Genomic DNA, 23534 nt, shown 5'->3' with positions numbered 1-23534 from the left:
TCGCCGCCGCAGGCACCATCGCGGTGATCACGCTCGTCGCCCGGGTCGTCGGCTTCGGACGATGGTTCGTCTTCTCCCACTCCGTCGGTGCGACCTGCGTCGGGAGCGTCTACCAGTCGGTCAACGCGGTGCCCAACGTGCTCTTCGAGATCGCGGCCGGGGGAGTGCTCGCGGCGGTCGCCGTGCCTCTCGTGGCCGGCGCCCTGGCCCGCGGCCACCGGATCGAGGCCGACCACACGGCCTCCGCGCTGCTGACGTGGGTGGTCGTCGTGCTCGTGCCGCTGGGCCTGGTCGTGGCCCTTGCCGCGGAGCCGATCGCGCGGGGCCTGCTCGGAGCCGGCGACACCTGTCCCGGCGCGGTGGGCCTCGGCGCCGACCTGCTGCGGGTCTTCGCGATCCAGATCCCGCTCTACGGCGTCGGCATCGTGCTCGGCGGTGTGCTCCAGTCTCACCACCGGTTCGTCGCGGCCGCGATCGCCCCGCTCATGTCGAGCCTCGTCGTCATCGCGACCTACGTGGCCTACGCCGCCGTCGCCACCGACCCGGCCGCCCCGATCGCGCAGGTCCCGGCGGGCGCGACCACGATCCTGGCCGTGGGCACGACCCTCGGGGTCGTCGCGCTGTCGCTGCCGCTCCTCGTTCCGGTGCGTCGCGCCGGGGTCCACCTCACGGTGACGACACACTTCCCGCACGGCGTCGCCGCCCGCGTCCGGCGGCTCGCGGTCGCCGGGCTCCTCGCCGTCGCCGGACAGCAGCTGGCGACGCTCGTCTTCATCCGCCTCGCCAACGACCGCGGCGGCCCCGGGACGCTTAACGTGTACACCTACGTCCAGGCCGTCTCCCTGCTTCCGTATGCCGTCCTCGCCGTCCCGCTCGCCACCGCGGCCTTCCCGACGCTGGCGGGCAACGCGCAAGCCGGCGGGCCCGAGCCCGACGCGGGAGCAGCAGCGCCGGCCTCCGCGCCGACCTCCGCGCCGGGGTCCGCGGCCGTGGAYGTGCTGCGGCGGACGTGGCTCGCCACCCTCCTGGCCGGTCTGCTGGCCGGGGGTCTGCTCGTGGCCGTCGCCCGACCGGTCGGCGCCTTCTTCGCCCTGCTCGACGCCGGGCGAGCGGACGGCAACGGGGCCGTGGCCCTGTCCGCCATCCCCGACGCCCTCGTGCTCGTGGCCCCGGGCATCGTCGGCCTCTGCGCGATCGGGCTGCTGACCCGGGCCTCCTACGTGCGAGGCCGTGCCCGGGTCGCGGGCGCCGTGGTCGCCGTCGCGTGGCTCGCGACGACCGTCGTCCCGCTCGTGGCCCTCGGAGGCGCGGCCGGACCCGCGACGACCGTGCGCGCTCTCACCCTCGGCACCAGCGTCGGGCTCGTGGCCGGGGCCGTCGCGCTCGCGGTCCTCGTCGCGCGGAGCTGGGGCCGCGCGGCCCTGACCGTACCGGCGCGCCCCGTCGCAGCCGGATTGCTCGGCGCCGCGTCAGCCGCGATCCTCGGCTGGTGGCTCGGCGGCCTCTGGACCGCGGACGGACTCCTCGTCGCCGCCGCGCAGGGCGTCGCCGTGGCGCTCGCGGCCACCGTGACCCTCGTCGTCGTCGTGCTCCTCGTCGACCGCTCGGTCGTGGCCCGGCTGCGGCGGCCGTCACCGACCGCCGCGACCTCGCCGACGTCCATGACCGCCCCTTCGTCCGCGCCGATGTCCGCCCCTGCCGGCGAGCAGGACCCGCACCCGGCCGCGCCTCCGGAGACGCGATGAGGGTGCTCATGGTGCTCGGACACGCGGCCGGTGGTGTGGGTGCGCACGTCGACGCCCTCCTCACGGGACTTCGTGGGCAGGGGCACGACGTCCAGGTCGTGACGGCGGAGTCGACGGCGCGGGCCTTCGACTGGGCCGACGCCCACCGGCTCTGGCCGGTCCACGGCGGGGTACGCGCACCCCGGGGTCTCGTGGACTGGCACCGCATCATGCGCCTGGCGGGCACGGTCGACGTCGTCCACGCGCACGGCCACCAGGCCGCCGTCGTCGCTGCCGTGGCCGTCGCCCGCGCGCGGCCACGCCCGCGGCTCGTGGTCTCTCTCCACAACGACCTCCCGCCGGTCCCGGGCTCCGCCGTCGCCCGCGCCGCGGCGTCCGCCGCCCGGCGGCTGGTCGCGTGGTCCCTGCACCGAGCCGACCTCGTGACGGGCGCGAGCGCCGACCTCGTCGAGCTCGCGGACGCCCTCGGCGCCCGGCGCACCGAGCTCGCCCTCGTGCCCTCCGCCGCGGTCGCCGACCTGCTGGAGCGTCCTGCACTCGAACCGACCGAACGCGCCGCCCTGTTGGCCGGAGCCGGCCTGCCGACCGACCGCCCCGTCGTGCTCACGGTCTCGCGCATCGCGCCCCAGAAGGACCTCCCGACCCTCCTCGCGGCCGCGCGGCGCTCCGACGCCGCCGCCACGTGGGTCGTCGTCGGCGACGGCGACGAGCGGCTCCGTGCCCGTCTCGAGGAGGAGACGGACGGCATACGGCAGGGGGAGGACGCGAGGCCAAAGGTCCGGTTCGTGGGGGCGCGCACCGATGTGTCGGAGTGGCTGCGGGCGGCGGACGTCTTCGTCCTCACGAGCCGCTGGGAGGCCCGGGCACTCGTCGTGCAGGAGGCGATGGCGGCTGGGCTCCCGGTCGTCGTGACCCGTACGGGCGGTCTGCCCGACCTCGTCGGGGACGCGGGTTCTCTTCTCCCCGTGGGGGACCCGGCCGCCGTAGCAGCCGAGGTGGACCGCCTGCTCACCGACGCCGACGCCAGGCTCCGAGAGGGTGACGCGGGACGAGCCCGGGCCGCCGGATGGCCCACTCCCGACGACGAGACGCGCCGGTGGGTGGAACGCTACGTCACGGAGACCCGCGGAGTGACGTAGACTCAAAGCCCGTGGTGGATACGACGAAGCACATCTTTGTGACCGGGGGCGTCGCCTCCTCTCTCGGCAAGGGGCTCACCGCCTCGAGCCTCGGACGACTTCTCAGATCGCGGGGCCTGCGGGTCACGATGCAGAAGCTCGACCCCTACATCAACGTCGATCCCGGGACGATGAACCCGTTCCAGCACGGCGAGGTCTTCGTGACCGACGACGGAGCCGAGACCGACCTCGACATCGGTCACTACGAGCGCTTCCTCGACGTCAACCTCGTCGGCAGCGCGAACGTGACGACCGGGCAGGTCTACAACAACGTCATCGCCAAGGAACGGCGCGGTGAGTACCTCGGCGACACCGTCCAGGTCATCCCGCACATCACCAACGAGATCGTCGCCCGGATGCGCGCCCTCGCCACCGGAGGTCCGGACGCCCCGGACGTCATCATCACCGAGATCGGCGGCACGGTCGGCGACATCGAGTCGCTGCCCTTCCTCGAGGCCGCGCGCCAGGTGCGCCACCTCATCGGCCGCGACAACAGCTTCTTCCTGCACGTCTCGCTCGTGCCCTACCTCGCGCCGAGCGGCGAGCTGAAGACGAAGCCGACCCAGCACTCGGTCGCCGCCCTGCGCCAGGTCGGCATCCAGCCCGACGGGCTCGTGCTCCGCGCCGACCGCGAGATCCCCGACCCGATCAAGCGCAAGATCTCGCTCATGTGCGACGTCGACGTCACCGCGGTCGCCGCGGCGGTCGACGCCCCGAGCATCTACGACATCCCCAAGGTGCTCCACCGTGAGGGCCTCGACGCCTACGTCATCCGCCGGCTCGGGCTCAACTTCCGCGACGTCGACTGGACCGAGTGGGACGAGCTGCTCGAGCGGGTCCACGACCCGGAGCACGACATCGAGATCGCCCTCGTCGGCAAGTACATCGACCTGCCGGACGCGTACCTCTCGGTCACCGAGGCGCTGCGCGCCGGTGGCTTCCACCACGACGCCAAGGTCAACATCCGCTGGGTGGCCAGCGACGAGTGCCAGACCCCGGCAGGCGCCCAGAAGGCGCTCGGCGGTGTCGACGCCGTCCTCGTCCCCGGTGGGTTCGGGGTGCGCGGCATCGAGGGCAAGCTCGGCGCGCTGACCTGGGCCCGCGAGAAGCAGGTGCCGACCCTCGGCATCTGCCTCGGCCTGCAGTGCATGGTCATCGAGTACGCCCGCAGCGTCCTCGGCAACCAGGACGCGAGCTCGACGGAGTTCGACCCCGAGACCGAGCACCCCGTCATCGCCACGATGGAGGAGCAGAAGGCCTTCGTGGAGGGCGCCGGCGACCTCGGCGGCACGATGCGCCTCGGCCTCTACCCGGCCGCCCTCAAGGAGGGCAGCGTCATCCGTGGGGCCTACGGCGAGGCCGAGGTCAAGGAGCGCCACCGCCACCGCTACGAGGTCAACAACTCCTACCGGGCCGACCTCGAGCAGGCGGGTCTCGTCTTCTCCGGCACCTCGCCCGACGGCAACCTCGTGGAGTTCGTCGAGCTGCCGCGCGAGGTCCACCCGTACTACGTGTCGACCCAGGCGCACCCGGAGTTCCTGTCGCGCCCCAACCGCGCACACCCGCTCTTCGCGGGTCTCGTCGGGGCCGCCCTGGAGCGCCAGCGCAGCGAGCGCCTCGTCGAGGTCGAGCGCCACCGCGCCGCGGTCGACGCCGGCCAGACCGAGCGGGACGCCGAGGCACGGACCGGGCACGACGAGCTCGCCTCGGTGTCCGCGTCCGGCGCCGCCCCGGACGCCGACTGAGCCGCGGGTGAGCCTGGACGCGCCGCGGGGCACCGCTGCCGACCTCGTCGAGGAGTGGACCGCCGAGCCGGTGGTCGAGACGACGACCCCGTTCGAGGGGATCATCTTCGACGTCGTGCGCGAGCGCGTCGACCTCGGCGCCGGGGGTGTCGTGACACGTGACTTCGTCACGCACCCCGGCGCTGTCGCCGTGCTCGCCCTGCGCGAGCTCGAGGGTGCCTCGCACGTGCTGCTCATCCGGCAGTACCGCCACGCGAGCGGTGGCCACGTGTGGGAGCTGCCCGCCGGCCTGCTCGACGTCGACGGCGAGCCGCCGTGGGAGGCCGCCGCGCGTGAGCTCGCCGAGGAGGTCGACCTGACGGCCGACGAGTGGCACGTCCTCGCCGACGACGTCACGTCTCCCGGGGCCTTCCCGGAGACGGTGCGGATCTTCCTCGCGCGCGACCTCCACGAGGTCGCCGCCGCCGACGCCCACCAACGCACTGCGGAGGAGCTCGGGATCCGGCCCCTCTGGGTGTCCCTCGACGACGCCGTCGACGCAGCGCTCGACGGACGCATCAGCAACTCGGCGACGCTCGTCGGCCTGCTCTCCGCGGGACTGTCGCGCGGACGTGGGTGGTCCACGCTGCGGCCGCACGACGCGCCGTGGCCCGCCCGCGAGGCCCAGCGCGCCCAGCGGTCGTGAGCGGGGCGTTCGGTACAGGCCTCTCGGGGTCGTGCCCCTGTGGGGGAGGCCCGGAAGACCTGGCGTATGCCGCGTGCTGCGGCCCGCTCCACGCGGGCGACCGCCCGGCCGGGACCGCAGGCGAGCTGATGCGCTCGCGCTACGCGGCGTTCGCCGTGGGGGACGAGGCGTACCTCCTGCGCACCTGGCACCCACGGACGCGCCCCGAGCGGGTGGGACTCGATCCGGACACGCGGTGGACGGGCCTGACGGTGCTGCGCACGGAGCGCGGCGGGCTCGGTGACGACGACGGCGTCGTCGAGTTCGTGGCGCGCTGGACGGAGCCGTCAGCGGGCGCCACGCGTCGGGGCGAGCTGCACGAGATGAGCCGCTTCGCCCGCCGGGGCGGCCGCTGGCTCTACGTCGACGGCGAGCACGGGTGACGCGTCGGCAGGGACGGCCGGAGCGGGCGCCGTCACACCGCCACGTGGGCGGATCACCGCTACGCCGACACCGGCCAGCAGTGCGAGCCCCCCGACCAGCTCGAAGGCGTTGGGTCGCTCGTGGAACGCGACCGCGGCCGCGACCATCCCGAAGACCGGGACGAGCATCGCGAACGGCGTCACCTTCGCCACCGGGTGGCGGCTGAGCAGGGTGTTCCAGATCCCGTAGCCGACGAGCGACGAGAGGTAGGCCGTGTAGGCGGTCGAGGCCACGGCCTGCCACTGGAGGTGGCGCAGGGCCGCCCCGATGGCCGTCGGCCCCTCGAAGACGAACGAGAGGGCGAGGGCCGGCAGCGGCACGACGAGCCCCGACCAGACCGTGACCCCGAGCCCGGCGCCCGGACCCGTGAGGGCCCCCGCCCGGCGGGTCAGCACGTTGCCGACCGCCCACGACACGGCGGCCAGGACGAGCACGACGAGTGGGAGCAGCGGCGCCGACAGCCCGCGTCCGACCGCGATCGTCAGCAGCCCCGCTCCGCCCAGGGCGACGCCGAGGCGCTGTGCCGTGGACGGGCGCTCGCGCAGCCAGGCCGCCGCGATGACGACGGTGAGCAGCACCTGCGCCTGGAGCACGAGCGAGGCGAGCCCGGGTGGCATGCCGAGGTGCAGCGCGAGGTACATGAGGGCGAACTGGGCGAGGCTCGTGAAGAGCCCGATGAGGGCGAGGTCGCGCCAGGGGAGCCCCGGGCGCCGGACGAGGAAGACCGCGGGGACGCAGACGACGACGAAGCGCACCGCGAGGAAGAGGAACGGCGGCACCGAGTCGATGCCGGTGCGAATGGCGACGAAGTTCGTGCCCCAGATCAGGGCGACGAGGACGGCGAGGGCGGTGTCACGGCGGCGCATGTGCTCATCGTGGGCGCCGTACACCGTTCACGTCCATCAAACTGTTGTGGCCATGACTGTGTAGCATCGCTGCATGATCGATCCCGTCGCGCTGCGTTCGCTCGTCGCCGTCGAGGCGCACGGCTCCGTCGGCGCCGCCGCGGCCGCGCTCGACTACACCCCGAGCGCGGTGTCCCAGCAGATCAAGCGCCTCGAGACCCAGACGGGGGTGCAGCTGCTCGAGCGGCAGGGGCGCGGTGTCCTGCTCACGGAGGCCGGTCGCACGCTCTCCGAGGCTGCGCGGTCCCTGCTCGCGGACATGGAGCGACTCGAGTCCCGGCTCCACGGGGACAGCGGAGAGACGGTCGGGACGGTGCGACTCGCGACGTTCGCCACGGCGTACCGGGGGGTCGTCGTGGGCGCCATCGGCCGCCTGCGATCGACCGCGCCGGACGTCGTCCTGCGGCCCGACGAGATCGACCCCTGGGACGCCGTCGACGCGGTCGCGGCCGGCACCCACGACCTCGCCCTCGTGCACAACTGGGAGCCGCTGCCGCTCGCCATCCCCGACCACCTCGAGGTGCGCGACCTCGGCCGGGACCGCGCCGACGTCCTCGTCCACGAGAGCCACCCGCTCGCCGCCCGGCGCAGCATCGGCGTGCGGGACGTGCTCGACGAGCACTGGGCCAGCGTCGCGCCCGGCTCCATCTGCCACCAGTGGCTCCAGAAGATGTATGCCGACGTCGGTCGGTCCCCTCGGATCGCGCACGTGGCGCTCGAGTTCGCCACGCACGTTACCCTCGTCGCGGCGGGGGAGGCCATCGCCCTCGTGCCACGCCTCGGCCGGGGACCGCTGCCCGCGGGAGTCGTCGCGGTCCCCATCGTCGACCCGATCTCCGAGCGCACCGTGAGCCTCGTCTGGCGGAGCACCATGACGGCAAGCCCCGCGCTCGCCGTGGCCGTGGACTGCCTTGCGGCAGAAGCCTCCCGGGACCTCCGGCCCCTTTCGGGAGACTGATCGGGCGTGCCTGCGCGACGCGTCAGCCGGCGGCCTGGAGGCGCAGCCCCGCCAGGATGAGGTCGAGACCGGCCCGGAACTGCTCGGCGTCGTCGTGGCCGGCGAACTCGTCGACGACGTGGTGGATGAAGGGAAAGTCGTCCGCGTCGAGGGCGCGCCACTGGGCGGCGTAACGGGCGAGGTACGCGTCACGGTCGACCTCACCGGAGAGCACCGCCTCGGGTGGCTGCTGACCCATGTCGGCCGCCGTGCCGACGACGAAGCCGACGACCGCCGAGACCGCGTGGAAGCTCTCGCGCGGAGTGAGCTCCAGCCGCAGCACCTGCTGCCCCAGTCGCTCGTAGAGGCGCAGGCCGTTGGGCTGGACGCCCGTGTCGCGCATGAAGTAGGCACCGAGCCAGGGCCGCTCGACGATCGCGTCGAAGAGGGCCAAGGCGATGGTTCGGAGGTCGTCGACGGGGTCGCCCGCCCCGACGTCCTCGACGGTGGCGAGCACGTCGGCCAGGACGTGGTCCGCCGCTCGGTCGAGCAGCTCGTCCTTGCTCGAGACGTACCAGTAGATGCTCGCGGCCCCACCGCCGAGACGGGCCGCGAGGGCACGGAACGTCAGGCCCTGCTCGCCACTCGTGTCGAGGAGGGCGACCGCCTCCGTGAGGACGGCCTCGAGCGAGTGCGAGGCCCGTCGGCGGCCCCGTGCGGGGCGCTCACGCACTGCCCGAGCCTCGCGGGAGGGCCGAGCGGCGTGCTGTCGCTGGGGGCTCATGTGCCCATCCCATCACACGATCCCCGGGCGGACTTGCGTTCATCGAACAACGTTCTATAACATCGAACCACGTTCGATAGTCGAACGGTGTTCGATGAGAGGAGACGGCACATGACGACCACGACGCCGACCCGCACCTATCCGTCGCTCCGCGCGGCGTGGATCCCGATGCTCGCGCTCTGTCTCGCCTTCTTCGTCGAGATGGTCGACAACACCCTCCTGACGATCGCGCTGCCGACGATCGGCCGCGACCTCGGGAGCGGCACCACCGCTCTCCAGTGGGTCACCGGGGCCTACTCGCTGACGTTCGGGGGACTGCTGCTCACCGCCGGCTCGGCGGCGGATCGGCTCGGCCGCCGCCGGGTGCTCCTCTGGGGGCTCGCCGGCTTCGGGATCATCAGCCTCGCCGTGGCCGCCGTGACGACGACGGGCGAGCTCATCGCCCTGCGCGCCGCCCTCGGGGTGGCGGCGGCAGCGATGGCGCCGATCACCAACTCGCTCGTCTTCCGTCTCTTCGACGACCAGGCCCTGCGGATGCGGGCCATGACCGTCATGATCGTCGTCGGGATGTCGGGCTTCGTCCTCGGTCCGCTGCTCGGGGGCACGGCCCTCGCCCACGTCGGCTGGGAGTGGCTCCTGCTCGTCAACGCCCCCATCGCCCTCGTGGCCTGGGTCGGCGTCCGGTTGGGGGTGCCGGCAGACCGGCCCGAGGACCTCACCACCGACCGGCTGGACCTGCCCGGTGCCCTGTTGAGCATCGCGGCCATCGGGCTCGGCTGCTACGCCCTGACCAGTGGCGTCGAGCACGGATGGACGTCGGCGACCACGCTCTCGACCGTCGTCGGCTCCGCGCTCGCGCTCGTCGGGTTCGTCCGCCACGAACGGCGAGCCGCGTCCCCGATGCTCGACCTGACGCTCTTCTCGTCGGGGACCGTGCGCGGGGCCACGCTGGCGCAGGCCGGCACCTCGGTCGCCATGGCCGGCGTCATGTTCGGCCTCATCCTGCACTTCCAGTACGCGTGGGGGTGGAGCCCCGTGCGTGCGGGGCTCGCCAACCTCCCGCTCATCATGACGATGGTCCTCGCGACCCCGCTCTCGGAGTGGCTCGCCCGCCGCTTCGGCCACCGGGTCGCGTGCCTCGTCGGAGCGGGCCTGCTCGTCGTCGCGCTCGTCGGGATGGCCTGGGGTGTCGACCGCGGCTACCCGGCCGTCGCCGTCGCGATGGTCGTCATGACCCTCGGCCTCCGCACGGTCATGACGATCTGCGCGGTGGCCCTCGTCGAGGCGATGCCCGCCAACCGCACGTCGATCGGCACGGCGCTCAACGACACGGCCCAGGAGGTCGGCACGAGCGTCGGCACCGCCGTCGTGGGCACCCTCGTCGCCGTGCTCGTGACGACCACGCTGCCCGCCGGCACGTGGAGTCCTGAGCTCGCGTCGTCCTTCTTCCACGGTGAGCGGGTGACGTATGCCGTGCTGGCCGTCATCGTCGGGGTCGTGACCACGTGGGGTGCCCTCACCCTCACCGACTCACGCAGCGTCGAGGAGCACGACGTGCCGGACGCCCCGGCTGACGCGGTGGGTGCGGGAGCGCGACAGACCGCGTAGACCGAGGAGGCCGCGCCGCGGACGTGGCGGCCACGACCGGCCGGACCGCCCTACGTCGTGGGCGTGGCGCGCGGAGCGGCCTGCGGGTCGCGGGCGTCGACGAACTCCTGCTGGCGGCGTGACGGCTGGTCGAGGCGGAGGCGTCCGCGCAGGCGACCCACGGGCCGCTCGACGAGCACCCACGACAGCCACGAGACGAGCACGGCGGCCGYGATGAGCAGCAGGTTGCGGGGTGTCGTGTGCTCACCGAGGAGCTGGCTGTTGATGAACGTCTGGTGCCAGAGGTAGAGCGCGTAGCTGATGGTGCCGAAGAAGACCATGACGCGGGAGCCCACGGTGCGCGAGTGACCCGACACGGCGGCATACACGAGCCACACCCCGACGACGGCGTAGACGGCGCCGAGAGGTCGGAAGAGCGGGTGGTCCACCTCGAGCCCGTGCCCGGGGAAGGCCGAGACGGCGACCATGACGACGAAGGGGACGAGCGGGCTCGTGGCCGGCAGCTCCCAGCCACGGGACCGTACGGCGGCCAGTGAGAAGGCGAGCGCCACGCCGAGCAGCAGGGCGAACGCGTTCGTCTCGGTCGAGATGTCGAGGCGGATCGCGCTCCCTACCGTCCAGACGGAGTAGAAGGTCGCGAGCGCCGCGAGGCTGAGGACGACCGCGAGCGCTCGGCTGCGAAGCCACGTCATGAGGACGATGAAGATCGCCGGCCAGACGACGTAGAACTGCTCCTCGACCGAGAGCGACCAGAGGTGGTTGAGCACCCCGAGGTCCGTGCCGGCGATGCGCACCCAGTTGCCGACGTAGAAGAGCGATGCGAGCGCCGCCGTCGGGTAGGTCGAGAGCCGGTCGTCGCCCGTCGCCCAGAGCAGCAGGGGAGCGAGCAGGAGCAGGAGCACGAGGGCGGGCAGGAGGCGTAGGGCGCGCCGTCCCCAGAAGCGCCACAGGCTGACCGACCCCCAGCGGTCCCACTCCCGGATGAGCAGGCTCGTGATGAGGTAGCCCGACAGGACGAAGAAGAGCGTCACCCCGGACAGCCCACCCCAGCGCGCCGGCAGCCCGGAGTGGGCGGCGACGACGAGGACGATCGCGAGACCTCGGACGCCGTCGAGGTCGCGGTTGCGGGAGTGCTGCACGGCGAAGAGCCTAGGCGCAGGCGGTCTAGGATTGGTCCTCGGTGCCCACGGCCGACCAGCGGCCGGGCACCTGCGCACGACACTCGCTCACCACCTCGCTCAGCCCCGGCGGCCCTCGTGCCGCGGGAACCACGTCCCGGAAGGACCCTCCGTGCTCCGCACTCACGAGGCCGGCACTCTCCGCGCCGACCACGCAGGCCAGACCGTCACCCTCACCGGTTGGGTGGCGCGGCGTCGAGACCACGGCGGGGTCGCCTTCCTCGACCTGCGCGACGCCTCGGGCGTGGCCCAGGTCGTCGCGCGTGACGAGGTGCTCGCCCAGGGCGGTGCCCACGACGTCCGCAACGAGTTCTGCGTCAAGGTCACCGGTGAGGTGCGCGAGCGTCCGGAGGGCAACGCCAACCCCGACCTGCCCACCGGCGACATCGAGGTCATCGTCAGCGAGCTCGAGGTGCTCAACCCGGCCGCCCCGCTGCCGTTCCAGATCGACGAGCGCGTCACCGTCGGCGAGGAGGCACGCCTCAAGCACCGTTACCTCGACCTGCGCCGCCCCGGCGCGAGCTCTGCCGGCGCTGCGATCCGCCTGCGCTCCAAGGTCAACGCTGCCGCCCGCGCCGTGCTCGGGGCCCGCGACTTCGTCGAGATCGAGACGCCGACGCTGACCCGCTCCACGCCCGAGGGTGCCCGTGACTTCCTCGTGCCGGCGCGTCTCGCGCCCGGGTCGTGGTACGCCCTGCCGCAGAGCCCCCAGCTGTTCAAGCAGCTGCTCATGGTGGCCGGCATGGAGCGCTACTACCAGATCGCCCGTTGCTACCGGGACGAGGACTTCCGCGCCGACCGCCAGCCGGAGTTCACCCAGCTCGACATCGAGATGAGCTTCGTCGAGCAGGACGACATCATCGAGCTGGGCGAGTCGATCGTGCAGGCGCTCTGGCGCCTCATCGGCGTCGAGCTCGACGCCCCGTTCCAGCGGATGACCTACGCCGACGCCATGGCCCGCTACGGCTCCGACAAGCCCGACCTGCGTTTCGGCAACGAGCTCGTCGAGTGCACCGGCTACTTCGCCGACACGACCTTCCGCGTCTTCCAGACCGACTACGTCGGTGCCGTCGTCATGCCCGGTGGTGCGAGCCAGCCGCGCAAGCAGCTCGACGCCTGGCAGGAGTGGGCCAAGCAGCGCGGCGCCCGTGGCCTCGCCTACGTCCTCGTCCAGGAGGACGGCGAGCTCGGCGGCCCGGTCGCGAAGAACCTCACGGACGCCGAGCGCGCCGGCCTGGCCGAGCACGTCGGCGCCACGCCCGGCGACTGCATCTTCTTCGCCGCGGGTGCGGCGAAGCCGTCGCGGGCGCTGCTCGGGGCGGCCCGTCTCGAGATCGGCCGTCGCTGCGAGCTCATCGACGAGGAGGCGTGGAGCTTCCTCTGGGTCGTCGACGCCCCGCTCTTCGAGCCGGCCGCCGACGCCGTCGCCTCGGGCGACGTCGCCGTCGGTGCCGGTGCGTGGACGGCCGTCCACCACGCCTTCACCTCGCCCAAGCCCGAGTTCCTCGACACCTTCGACACCGACCCGGGTCCGGCGCTCGCCTACGCCTACGACATCGTCTGCAACGGCAACGAGATCGGCGGCGGCTCGATTCGTATCCACAGCCGCGACGTGCAGGAGCGCGTCTTCTCGGTCATGGGCCTGTCGGAGGAGGACGCCCAGGAGAAGTTCGGCTTCCTCCTCGAGGCCTTCGCCTTCGGTGCCCCGCCGCACGGCGGCATCGCCTTCGGCTGGGACCGCATCGTCTCGCTGCTCGCGCACACCGACTCGATCCGCGACGTCATCGCGTTCCCGAAGTCCGGTGGCGGCTACGACCCGCTGACCGCGGCGCCGGCCCCGATCACGCCCGCCCAGCGCAAGGAGGCCGGCGTGGACGCGAAGCCCGCGGCCTCGGCACCGGCCGCACAGGGTGCCCCCGAGGTCGAGCCGAAGCAGGGCTGACCTCCGGCAGGAGCCGACCGTGGAGGGTCGTCGTCGCGAGAGCGAGGACGGCCCTCCACGCGTATGCCGTCACCTGCCGTGCGCTTTGCCCATCCTTGACTCGGGCCGTCCTACGGTCGAAGGCATGCGATCACCACGTCGACGTCCGGTCACCGCGGTCCTCCTGGGTGCGGTCCTCGCCATGACCGGAGCCAGTTCCGCGTCGAGCCTGCCCGCCGCCGTGCCCGCGCCGAGTCCCTCGGCGGTGCCCGCGGCCACCCCGCCGCAGGAGTTCGGCACCGACTGGGACGACCCGCGCACACCGGAGCCGAGCGTCCCGGTACCCGCCACGCACCACTGCACCGTTCGCGTCGTCGACGACGCGTTCGACGACTTCGACGTCCACGCCAAGGCCTACAGGCCGCCGGTCGGCTGCGCAGGTCCGTGGTCGAAGGTCGTCATGCGGCTCGAGGGGTCGGTGGCCGGGCGACAGTTCGACCGCTTCGGCTACGTCGACGTCGGGGGAGTGCGGATGCTGACCCTCTCGACGCCCGAGCCGAGCGTCGACGGGATCCATTGGCACGTCGAGAAGGACGTCACGGACCTCGCTCCGCTGCTTGCGGACCCGCAGCAGGTGCAGGCCTTCATCGGCAACGTCGTCGACGGCACCTACACCGGGGTCATCCACGTGACGGTCGACCTCGACTTCTCCACGACCGGGCGCGGAGCGCCTGCGGCCAGGACGTCCGATGCCGTCGTGCCCCTCACCGACACCGCCCGCGACGGCAGCGACCTCGTCGGGTCCCTCACGGTGCCGCGCAACTCGACCCGGCTGCTCGCCGACGTCTTCGCGACCGGGTCCGGCGGTGGCTGTGAGGAGTTCTGGGACACGAGCGCGCCTGCGAGCACCGGCTACTCGTGTCCGGACGGTCTGCCCTACCGCGAGGTCGACGTGCACATCGACGGGCAGCTCGCAGGCATCGCCGCGCCGTACCCCGTCGTCTACACGGGCGGCTGGAGCAACCCGTTCCTCTGGTACACCATCCCCTCGCCCAAGGCGTTCGACATCCCGCCGCTCGGCTACGACCTCACGCCCTACCTCGCGAGGCTCAACGACGGGCGGCCCCACGACGTCCGCATCTCCGTCGTGGGTCTTCCGGCAGGCCAGGGCGGCTGGACCCTCGCGCCCCGCTTCCGCATCTGGCGCGACGCGGCCCGCAGCGTGGTGTCGGGAACGACCGGGACGGCATACGCAAGCGATCCCGTCGTCGACAGCAGCGTGTCGGGGGCGGGGGACCGGGCGGGCCACGTCGATCTCGACGCGCGACGTGAGCTCCGCGTCACGGGAACGCTGTCCACCTCACGCGGACCGGTCACGACGACGGTCACGCGCACTCTCTCCAACACGTCGAGGCACTCGTGGACCGACGACGAGGCCGACGACACCCTGACGGCGTCGTGGACCGACACCCAGGTCGTCGCGACCGGGCACGGACGGGGAGCTCCGACCCTCGAGCGCACCGAGCAGCGCTGGGACAAGGACGGTGTCCTCGGCTTCCACCCGCGCAGCGACGTCGCCGGCGCGTACGACGTCACGGGCGATCTCGCCATCACGTGGTCGCGTGACGAGTCGCTGACTCGCGGCGGAGCGCACCTGTCGAGCCGGTCGGAGACCTCGTCCTACGAGGGGCAGGCGAGCTGGATCTACGGGGTGCCGCGTGACCAGCGGCACGCGACCGCCGACACCCGTGCCCGGGCCATCCTGAGCGAGAAGGTCCTCGGCCGGCCGGCGACCTCCTGGGAGCACCGGCTGCGCGCCGTCAACGGCACGTTCGTGACGGATGCCGTCGGCTGAGGCGCGGAGGGCGACAATGAGCGGGTGACCACGATGGAGCGACGCGCCCCCGACGACGTGCTGGTCCACCTGCGCCGCGCTCGCGACCACGCCGACCGGCACTACGCGGAGCCCCTCGACCTCGACGCGCTTGCGGCCGAAGCGAGGCTGTCGAAGTACCACTTCCTCCGGCTCTTCCGCGCGACGTACGGCGTGACGCCGGCCGGGTACGTCTCACGCCGCCGCATCGAACGCGCCCAGGACCTGCTGCGTGCGACGAACCTCACCGTCACCGAGGTGTGCCACGCCGTCGGCTTCTCGAGCCTCGGCTCGTTCAGCAGCCGGTTCCGCACGGTCGTGGGGCAGAGCCCCAGCGAGTACCAGGCGAGGTACGCCGCGACCGGTGCGCCGCACATCCCGGGCTGCGTCCTGTTCATGTGGGGCCTGGCGGAGAGCGCGCCCGCAGGCTCCGCAACCCAGGAGAAGCACGAGGCGGCGGACCCGTCCTAGCGTGGTCACATGATCACCAACATCTCCATCGTCAGTGTCTTCGTGAAGGACATCGACGAGTCCAAGCGCTTCTACGTCGACGTCCTCGGGTTCGAGGAGAAGGACGACATCACCCTCGGCGACGGCTACCGCTGGTGCACGGTCGTGCACCCGAGCCAGCCGGAGCTGCAGGTCAGCCTCGCCATCCCCGGCCCGCCCTTCCCGGACGAGCTCGTCACCGCGATGAAGCGAGCGCAGGACGCCGGCGGGCTCAACGGTCTCGGCCTCACGGTCGACGACTGCGAGCAGACGTATGCCGACCTGTCGGCCAAGGGGGTCGAGTTCCTCCAGCCCCCGTCGGCCCGTCCCTACGGGACCGAGGCGGTCTGCCGCGACAACTCGGGCAACTGGGTCGTGCTCGTGGAGCCCGCCGACCGGACCGTCACCGCGTCCGACTTCGCCTGACGCCGCAGCGCGGTGCGCCGCCCGGTCAGCGGTCGATGACGACCGGGCGGCTCGACCAGGCGCACAACCGGTCGTAGCCCAGCGACAGGTAGAGCTCTCGGGCGACGGTGTTGTGGGAGTACATCCCGAGGGTGCAGACGCCGGTCTCGGCGACGGCCAGGCGGGTCACGGCGCCGACGATCGTGCGGCCGAGCCCCTGTCCCCGCAGGCGCGTGTCGACGGCGACGGACGACAGGTGCGGCGCGCCGGCCCGGGTGGTGCCCCAGGCGGCCACCGCGCAGAGGGAGCCGTCGAGGTCCTCCACGGCGAACCACCGCTCCCCGGAGCCGGGCTCGGTGTCGGCGGTGGGGGACTGTGCCTCGAGGAAGGCCCGGACCTCGTCGGCGCGCGCGACGTCGTCGATGACGACCACCCTTTCGTGCGAGGGGTGCTCGTCGGGAGGGGTGGTCGTGTGGAACCACTCCCAGTCGCCGCCGTCCATGACCCGGTAGCGCTCCCGGAGGTGCGGCTCGAGGTGCTGCGGCACGCTGACCGAGAAGGCGCGACGGTCGGGCGAGACGGTCGCCGCGATCTCCGGCAGGTGGTCGAGGAGCGCCGTCACGCCGTCGTCTCCGCCGAGGACGTTGACGGTGCGCCGCACGGCCTTGCGGGTGCGCTGGAAGGCGACCGCGTCGGTCGTGGCCCACCACGTCGCGGCGAGCTCGTCCGTCACCTCCCACCGCACGAAGGGATGGCCGCCGGTCGCGGCCAGCAGGCCGTCGAGTCCGTGCGCCGCGACGACGGTGGTCACTCCGTGATCCCGAAGCGGTCGTGGAGGCGACGCATCGGTGCAGGCGCCCACCAGTTCCACCGGCCGAGCACCGTCATCGTCGCGGGCACGAGCAGCATCCGCACGAGGGTCGCGTCGATGACGACGRCCGCGACGAGAGCCACCCCCATCTCCTTGATGATGAGGATGTCGCCGGCGACGAAACCGCCGAAGACGATGACGATGAGCAGGGCGGCCGACGTGATGATGCGGCCGGTGCGCTGGAGGCCCAGCGACACGGCCCGGTCGTTGCCGGCGCCGTGCCGGTGGAACTCGACGATCCGCGAGAGCAGGAACACCTCGTAGTCCATGGACAGGCCGAACCCGAACGCGAGGACGAGGAAGGGGACCATCGACTCGAGGGCTCCCACGGAGGTGAAGCCGAGCAGCCCCTCGAGGTGGCCCTCCTGGAAGATCCACACGACGACGCCGAGGGCGGCACCGAGCGAGATGACGTTGAGCAGCAGCGCCTTGACCGGCAGCACGACGGACCCGGTCATCAGGAAGAGCAGGACGAACGTGCCGAGCACGACGAGCGCGACGGCATACGGGGCGCGGGCCGACATCGAGTCGAGGAAGTCGATCTGTCCGGCGGCCTGGCCGGTCGTCAGCGTCTCGAAGGGGGCGCTCGTCGCGCGGATCGTCGTCACGAGGTCCTGCGCCTCGTCGGAGGTGGGCCGCCCGGCGACGCGGATGTCGACGCGCTGGTCGCCGCTGCCGAGCGGACGGACGACGAGACCCTCGACGCCCGGACGCGAGCGGAACTGCTGGGACCACGCCGTGACGGCGGCAGTGTCGGCCGTGCGGGCCACGACGGTGACCTCCGGGGCGGAGAGGGCCGGGTAGTCGCGGTCGAGCTGCTCGAAGAAGACCCGCTGGGGAGCGTCCTTGGGGAGCAGCTCGGTCCCGGACGACGTCAGCTTCATCGACAGGGTGGGCAGGGCCAGCGTCACGAGCACCACGACGACACCGAGGATGACGGCAACGGGGCGCCGCTGCACGCCGACAGCCAGGCGAGAGAAGAGGCCGACGTCGGACGGCTTCTCAACAGCCTTGCGGGACAGCCGTTTTGCGCCCACCACGCACAGCGCCGGCACGAGCGTGATGGCGACGACCATCGCGACGAGCACGACGCTGACCCCGGCCACGCCGATGGCGCGCATGATCGACGCCTCGAAGATGAGCAGGCCGGCAAGGGCGATGGCGACGGTCAGTCCGGAGAAGAGGACGGTGCGGCCCGCGGTCGCCACCGTGCGCTCGGCCGCGTGCGCGATCTCCGCGCGCGTCGGCACGTCGTGCTCCCGGTGGGCGAGCTCCTCGCGGAAGCGGCTGACGGTGAGCAGGCCGTAGTCGATGGACAGCCCGAGCCCGAGCAGGGTGACGATGTTGACGACGGTCGCGTCGAGCTCGACGACGTGCGAGAAGCCGAAGAGCGACAGCAGCGCACCACCGATCGAGACGACGGCCCCGACGATGGGCATGCCTGCGGCGACGAAGCCGCCGAAGACGAAGAACATGACGATGAAGGTGAGCGGCAGGGCGATGCCCTCGCCCCGCAGCAGGTCCCGCTCGACGGTCGTCGTGATGGCCTCGATGACCTTGCTCGTGCTGCCGACTGAGCCCTGGGCGTGCATGGCCGTGGCGACACCGAGCAGTCGGGCCTCCGCCTGGGTCTCGGCCGCGTCCTGTGCCGCCTTGTCGAGACCCGGCGCGAAGTCGACGACGGTGACGAAGCCGCCCGCGGTCGGCGTGCCGCCCTTGAGCAGGGGAGCCACCGACGGGTCGGTGACGCCGCCCGGCGCCAGCAGCGGCGACCGCACGCTCTTGACCCCGGGGACCTGCGCGACCTCGCGCGTCGCCGCCGTCCCGGCCTCGACCGTCGCTGCGTCGGCGAGGTCGGCACCCGTCACCTGCATCGTCAGCGTCTCGAGCGCCGGCTGGCTCTCGGCGATGACCTCCTGGGCGCGCGACGACTCGGACTCGACGGTCGGCGCACCCGAGTGGAGGCGCTCGAAGAGCGACTCGCCGGTGACCCCACCGACCGCGACGGCGAAACACGCGATCGCGACGACGGCCCAGGCGACGATCCACGTGCGCGGGTGGCGGGCGATGAGTGCGCCGAGGCGAGCCAGACGGGTGCGCGGCGCCGGGCCCACCGCTGAGGGGTTCTGCACGCGGATAGCCTTCCACAGTGATGTCGAACAGCACGGAGGACCTCTTCGGGGCGGCCTCCGCCGCCGAGCGCGGCGAGCAGCCGGCGTCGGCAGGCGTCGCCCCGCTCGCCGCCCGGATGCGGCCCCGCACCCTCGACGAGGTCCGGGGCCAGGCCAAGGTGCTGCGCCCCGGCAGCCCGCTCCGCCGGCTCATCGAGGGCTCAGGCGGGGCCGCCGGACCGCTGTCCGCGATCCTCTGGGGGCCGCCCGGGACCGGCAAGACGACGCTCGCCCACCTCGTCGCCACCGCGGCGGAGCGCCGTTTCGTCGAGCTCTCGGCCGTCACGGCCGGCGTCAAGGACGTCCGTTCGGTCATGGAGTCGGCCGTGCGCGAGCGCGACCTGTACGGCCGCCAGACCGTGCTCTTCCTCGACGAGATCCACCGCTTCACCAAGGCCCAGCAGGACGCCCTGCTCCCGGGCGTGGAGAACCGAACGGTCATCCTCGTGGCCGCCACGACGGAGAACCCGTCGTTCAGCATCATCGCGCCGCTGCTGTCGCGCTCGGTGCTCGTCACGCTCGAGTCCCTGTCCGACGAGGAGATCGCCGAGCTGCTCGCCGCCGCGCTCGCGGACGAGCGCGGGTTCGGTGGCGCACACACGATGGTCGTCGACGCGACCGATCACCTCGTCCGGATCGCCGGCGGCGACGCGCGCCGGGCGCTGACCTCGCTCGAGGCCGCCGCCGGCGTCGCGCTCGACGCGCAGCCGGCGGGCCGGATCTCCGACGACCCCGTCGAGATCACCCTCGCGCACGTCGAGCAGGCTGTCGCCCAGGCGGCCGTCCGCTACGACCGTGCCGGCGACCAGCACTACGACGTGGCGAGCGCGCTCATCAAGTCGATGCGAGGCAGCGACGTCGACGCCGCCCTGCACTACCTCGCGCGGATGCTCGAGGCGGGGGAGGACCCCCGCTTCATCGCCCGCCGCATCGTCATCTCCGCCAGCGAGGACGTCGGCATGGGCGACCCGACCGCCCTCCAGACGGCCGTGGCAGCGATGCACGCGGTGGCGCAGATCGGCATGCCGGAGGCGCGGATCATCCTCGCCCAGGCGGTCGTGCACAACGCCATGGCACCCAAGTCCAACGCGGCATACCTCGGCATCAACGAGGCGATCGCCGACGTACGCGCGGGGCGCGGCGGCGTCGTCCCCGCGCACCTGCGGGGGAGCGGGTACGCCGGGGCCGAGCGCCTCGGCCACGGGAAGGGCTACGTCTACGCCCACGACGAGCCCGACGGGGTCGCCGCGCAGCAGTACCTCCCGGACGACCTCCACGACGCCGTCAGCTACTACCGCCCCACGGACCGCGGGTTCGAGGAGCGCCTCCGGGCGCGCTGGGAATGGCTCTCGGGACGTCTGGGGCGCACGCGCGGAGAGTGACCGGAGCGACGTGTCAGCGGGCGCGTGTCGGGGATTGTTTCGGGCCTGCCGCGCGTGGACGCACATTGTGTCGCGGGACGCGGTACTCGGTAACGATTTGTCATCCATGCACGTCTCGATGCTTGGACAGCGCGAAACTGTGTGGCAGGCTCACGTCGTCCCGGCGGGGGTGGCATCCGGATCAACTGGTGCGCTCCCGAGGGCGGCTCGGGTGACGAATCCCCGGGTCGGATGTGATCCCACAAGGATGGAGACAACGCGTTGAACGCAATGCCGGAGCCCTCAGCAGCAACGCTGACCGAGGAATCCGAGGAGACGTCTTCGACGACCGCCCGTGAGCACCAGGAGGTCCGTACCGGACGTTCTCCCGGCCAGGTGGCCTGGGCCCGGCTCAAGCGGGACAAGGTCGCGATCATCTGCTTCGCCATCATCCTGTTCTTCCTGCTCGTCGCGATCTTCGCCCCGTTCCTCGTCTCGCTCGAGGCGGTCGACCCCATCACCGGCGCGAAAGCCGACCCGAGCACCGTGCACACCGAGCTCGTCGACTTCAACGGTCTGCCGACCGTCGGGGCCAGCTCGGCCCACTGGCTCGGGGTCGAGCCGCGCCTCGGCCGCGACCTCTTCGCCCGCTGGGCCTACGGCGCTCGCCCCTCGCTCATCATCGGCTTCGTCGCGGCTTTCGCGTCCACCGTCGTCGGCGTGGCCCTCGGCCTCGTCGGCGGCTACCTCGGTGGCGCCTCCGACAAGGTCATCTCCTGGGTCATCGACTTCTTCCTGTCGCTGCCGATCCTGCTGCTCGTCCTGGCGATCATCCCGATCATGCAGAAGCGCATCGCCGCCGGCAGCGACCTGACTCCCGAGGAGACCTCAGCGATCCGCTTCTGGGTGCTCATCGTCATCCTCGTCGTCTTCGGATGGATGGGTCTGGCACGCCTCGTGCGTGGTGAGGTCAAGAGCCTGCGCGAGCGTGAGTTCGTCCAGGCGGCCCGCGCCATCGGTGTGCCGACCCGCTCGATCCTCTTCCGCGAGATCCTGCCCAACCTCGTCGGTCCGATCATCGTCTCCGCCTCGATCGCCGTCCCGGCCTACATCACCTACGAGGCGACGCTGAGCTACCTCGGTGCCGGTCTCGTCGAGCCCACCGCGTCGTGGGGTCGCACCATCGCCGACGCGCAGAACCTCTTCGCCACGTACCCCCTGTGGCTCTGGCCGTCGGTCATCGGCCTGTCGCTCCTCGTCCTCGCCCTGAGCCTGCTCGGCGACTCGATCCGCGACGCGTTCGACCCCACCAGCCGCCGCTGACCCCACCGGGTCACGGTCACCAGATGTTCTCGGCAAAGCGCCGGGACAAGCACAAAGGGAGCAAACAACAATGCGCTGGACCAAAGTCCTGACCGTGGGAGCCGCGGCTTCCCTCGGCTTCGTCGCGGCCTGCGGCGCCCCTGCCGCCAACAACGGCGGTGCCGGCAACGGCACCAACGGCGGAAACGCCCCGGTCGACCAGGCGGGTGCCGCCCTCGACCCGAACGCCAAGGGCCCCGCGCCTGAGGTCCCCGGCGCGAAGAAGGGTGGCATCCTCACGGTGCCCTACGCCTCGACGCCCGCGAACATGGACCCGAGCGACCAGTTCTTCCAGGACACGGCCGTCATCTTCTCGCTGACGCACCGCGCCCTGACGACCTACGTCTCGCGTGACGGCAAGCAGGTGCTCGTCCCGGACCTCGCGACCGACCTCGGCAAGCAGTCCGAGGACGGCCTGACGTGGACCTTCACGCTCAAGGACGGCATCAAGTTCGAGGACGGCAGCCCGGTCAAGGCCGCGGACATCGTCTTTGCCGCGAAGCGCTCGTTCGACCCCGACCTCGCGGCCAACGGCCCGACGTACCAGCGCGAGTTCTTCAAGGGTGGCGCCGACTACCAGGGCCCCTACAAGGGCGACAAGAACTGGAAGGGTGTCGAGGCACCCGACGACAAGACGGTCATCTTCCACCTCGAGAAGCGCTTCGAGACGCTGCCCTACTTCGTCTCCTTCAACCAGTTCACGCCGATCCCCGAGGCGAAGGACAAGAAGGCCGACTACCAGCTGCACCCGCTCGCCACCGGCCCGTACATGTTCGACAAGTACACCCCGGGCACCGAGCTGGTCCTCAAGCGCAACCCCAACTGGGACCCCGCCACCGACCCGGCGCGCCACAACTACCCAGACGGCTTCCACTTCAAGTGGGGCGTCGACACCATCAAGACGCAGACGGCCATCCTCGCCTCCAACGGCGACGACGCCACGACCCTCAACTGGGACCCGATCGACTCCTCGCTGATCCCCCAGATCGAGGGCGACAAGAAGGCCCAGTTCGAGGAGGGCCCCTCCTCCTGCGTGCTCATGGTCAACATGGACGCCCGCAAGATCCCGCTCGAGATCCGCCGGGCCATCGCCGTCGCGTGGCCCTTCGACTCGATCCACAAGGCCGGCGGTGAGACGACGCACTCGTTCTCGCCCGCCAGCACGATCATCCCGCCGCAGATCGCCGGTCACCTCGACTACACGGCCGAGGCGGCCCCGGGCGTCAAGATGAACGGCCAGGGCGACGGCAACCCGACGATGGCCAAGGACATGCTCGCCAAGGCCGGCTACGGCCCCGACAAGCCGTTCGAGCTCATCTACTACTACACGAACGACGACGACATCGCGCAGAAGGTCAACCAGGTCCGCAAGCAGAAGCTCGAGGCCGCCGGCTTCAAGGTGCAGGACATCGGCGTTCCGGGGGCTGAGCGTCGCAAGATCGTCAGCGACCCCAAGGGCAAGTACAACATGCTCCAGTCGCCGCGTGGCTGGTGCTTCGACTGGCCGTCCGCCGACTCGATCATCCCGCCCACCTTCGGCACGATCGCCCTCTCGCAGGGTGGTACGACCTTCGGCAACTTCTCCGACGCCAAGATCGACGCCGAGATCAAGCGCATCCAGCAGCTGTCGATCACGGAGCAGGGCCCGGAGTGGGGCAAGATGGACAAGTGGCTGACGGAGAACTACCTGCTGGCCATCCCGGACAACAACGACAAGGGCAACTCGGTCTTCGGCACGAAGGTCAAGAACGTCCACAACAACCCGAACAAGGGCATGCCGGACCTCACTGACGTGTGGCTCGACCAGTAAGTCGTCAGTGACAGCGCCCCGCAARGGGAGCAAGATCTGAACTG

At 71.9% G+C, this 23534-nt stretch carries 19 protein-coding genes; 14 read left to right on the top strand and 5 right to left on the bottom strand.

The genetic code is table 11. The features are described 5' to 3' along the window. Positions 1-23 precede the first annotated feature (23 nt). Genes AB4Y83_RS07160 through AB4Y83_RS07140 form a run of 5 tightly spaced genes read left to right on the top strand, consistent with a single transcriptional unit; the run spans position 24 to position 5775 of the window. Positions 24-1745, top strand: a complete 1722-nt coding sequence (locus AB4Y83_RS07160) for a lipid II flippase MurJ (protein ID WP_442296413.1) — start codon at positions 24-26, stop codon at positions 1743-1745. Beyond that, positions 1742-2884, top strand: coding sequence for a glycosyltransferase family 4 protein (locus AB4Y83_RS07155; protein ID WP_442296412.1), 1143 nt, complete (start codon positions 1742-1744; stop codon positions 2882-2884). Before AB4Y83_RS07160 ends, AB4Y83_RS07155 begins: the two co-directional genes overlap by 4 nt. A gap of 11 nt (positions 2885-2895) precedes the next feature. Beyond that, positions 2896-4668 (top strand): CTP synthase, encoded by a 1773-nt coding sequence (locus AB4Y83_RS07150; protein WP_442273718.1) that lies wholly within the window; start codon positions 2896-2898, stop codon positions 4666-4668. Between the two features lie 7 nt (positions 4669-4675). Further along, positions 4676-5353, top strand: a complete 678-nt coding sequence (locus AB4Y83_RS07145) for an NUDIX domain-containing protein (RefSeq protein WP_442273717.1) — start codon at positions 4676-4678, stop codon at positions 5351-5353. Then, positions 5350-5775: a YchJ family protein gene (locus AB4Y83_RS07140; RefSeq protein ID WP_442296411.1), complete on the top strand. Its 426-nt coding sequence runs from the start codon at positions 5350-5352 to the stop codon at positions 5773-5775. Before AB4Y83_RS07145 ends, AB4Y83_RS07140 begins: the two co-directional genes overlap by 4 nt. Here the strand turns inward: AB4Y83_RS07140 and AB4Y83_RS07135 are convergent. Then, complete coding sequence (locus AB4Y83_RS07135; RefSeq protein ID WP_442273715.1) at positions 5680-6681, bottom strand: EamA family transporter; 1002 nt, start codon at positions 6679-6681, stop codon at positions 5680-5682. The two genes, AB4Y83_RS07140 and AB4Y83_RS07135, sit on opposite strands and share 96 nt — an antisense overlap. A 73-nt stretch (positions 6682-6754) precedes the next feature. Between AB4Y83_RS07135 and AB4Y83_RS07130 the strand changes: the two genes are divergently transcribed. Continuing rightward, on the top strand, positions 6755-7678 hold the full coding sequence (locus AB4Y83_RS07130) for a LysR family transcriptional regulator (protein ID WP_442273714.1): 924 nt from the start codon (positions 6755-6757) through the stop codon (positions 7676-7678). 22 nt (positions 7679-7700) lie between these two features. Here AB4Y83_RS07130 and AB4Y83_RS07125 read toward each other — a convergent pair whose 3' ends face one another. Next, positions 7701-8441, bottom strand: a complete 741-nt coding sequence (locus tag AB4Y83_RS07125) for a TetR/AcrR family transcriptional regulator (RefSeq protein WP_442273713.1) — start codon at positions 8439-8441, stop codon at positions 7701-7703. Positions 8442-8552: 111 nt separating this feature from the next. Here AB4Y83_RS07125 and AB4Y83_RS07120 point away from each other — a divergent pair, with 111 nt between their 5' ends. Then, positions 8553-10049, top strand: coding sequence for an MFS transporter (locus AB4Y83_RS07120; RefSeq protein ID WP_442296410.1), 1497 nt, complete (start codon positions 8553-8555; stop codon positions 10047-10049). 50 nt (positions 10050-10099) lie between these two features. Here the strand turns inward: AB4Y83_RS07120 and AB4Y83_RS07115 are convergent, their stop codons facing one another. Then, on the bottom strand, positions 10100-11188 hold the full coding sequence (locus tag AB4Y83_RS07115; protein ID WP_442296409.1) for an acyltransferase family protein: 1089 nt from the start codon (positions 11186-11188) through the stop codon (positions 10100-10102). A gap of 151 nt (positions 11189-11339) precedes the next feature. Between AB4Y83_RS07115 and aspS the strand changes: the two genes are divergently transcribed. From aspS to AB4Y83_RS07095, 4 genes are all read left to right on the top strand, one after another. Then, on the top strand, positions 11340-13169 hold the full coding sequence (gene aspS / locus AB4Y83_RS07110) for an aspartate--tRNA ligase (protein WP_442296408.1): 1830 nt from the start codon (positions 11340-11342) through the stop codon (positions 13167-13169). Between the two features lie 124 nt (positions 13170-13293). Continuing rightward, positions 13294-15003: a peptide-N4-asparagine amidase gene (locus AB4Y83_RS07105; RefSeq protein WP_442296407.1), complete on the top strand. Its 1710-nt coding sequence runs from the start codon at positions 13294-13296 to the stop codon at positions 15001-15003. A 33-nt stretch (positions 15004-15036) separates the two neighbouring features. Beyond that, on the top strand, positions 15037-15492 hold the full coding sequence (locus AB4Y83_RS07100; RefSeq protein WP_442273739.1) for a helix-turn-helix domain-containing protein: 456 nt from the start codon (positions 15037-15039) through the stop codon (positions 15490-15492). A 9-nt stretch (positions 15493-15501) separates the two neighbouring features. Further along, positions 15502-15936: a VOC family protein gene (locus tag AB4Y83_RS07095; RefSeq protein ID WP_442273708.1), complete on the top strand. Its 435-nt coding sequence runs from the start codon at positions 15502-15504 to the stop codon at positions 15934-15936. 25 nt (positions 15937-15961) lie between these two features. On the opposite strand, the gene AB4Y83_RS07090 is transcribed toward AB4Y83_RS07095, so the two are convergent. Both AB4Y83_RS07090 and AB4Y83_RS07085 read right to left on the bottom strand, forming a co-directional pair. Then, positions 15962-16726, bottom strand: coding sequence for a GNAT family N-acetyltransferase (locus AB4Y83_RS07090; RefSeq protein ID WP_442296406.1), 765 nt, complete (start codon positions 16724-16726; stop codon positions 15962-15964). Further along, entirely contained in the window at positions 16723-18918 is a 2196-nt protein-coding gene (locus AB4Y83_RS07085) for an MMPL family transporter (protein WP_442296405.1), read from the bottom strand. The genes AB4Y83_RS07090 and AB4Y83_RS07085 overlap by 4 nt, the downstream gene beginning before the upstream one ends. Positions 18919-18938: 20 nt before the next feature. Here AB4Y83_RS07085 and AB4Y83_RS07080 point away from each other — a divergent pair, with 20 nt between their 5' ends. From AB4Y83_RS07080 to AB4Y83_RS07070, 3 genes are all read left to right on the top strand, one after another. Further along, positions 18939-20339, top strand: a complete 1401-nt coding sequence (locus AB4Y83_RS07080; RefSeq protein ID WP_442296404.1) for a replication-associated recombination protein A — start codon at positions 18939-18941, stop codon at positions 20337-20339. A 270-nt stretch (positions 20340-20609) separates the two neighbouring features. Beyond that, positions 20610-21641, top strand: coding sequence for an ABC transporter permease (locus AB4Y83_RS07075; protein ID WP_442273704.1), 1032 nt, complete (start codon positions 20610-20612; stop codon positions 21639-21641). A 94-nt stretch (positions 21642-21735) separates the two neighbouring features. Then, positions 21736-23490 (top strand): ABC transporter substrate-binding protein, encoded by a 1755-nt coding sequence (locus tag AB4Y83_RS07070; protein ID WP_442273703.1) that lies wholly within the window; start codon positions 21736-21738, stop codon positions 23488-23490. Positions 23491-23534 lie beyond the last annotated feature (44 nt).

The sequence above is a fragment of the Terrabacter sp. RAF57 genome, from assembly GCF_052113925.1.
In the GTDB taxonomy this organism is placed as follows: Bacteria; Actinomycetota; Actinomycetes; order Actinomycetales; family Dermatophilaceae; genus Terrabacter.
The sequence above is the reverse complement of the archived record's forward strand: the minus strand, read 5'-3'. Positions and strand labels throughout refer to the sequence as shown.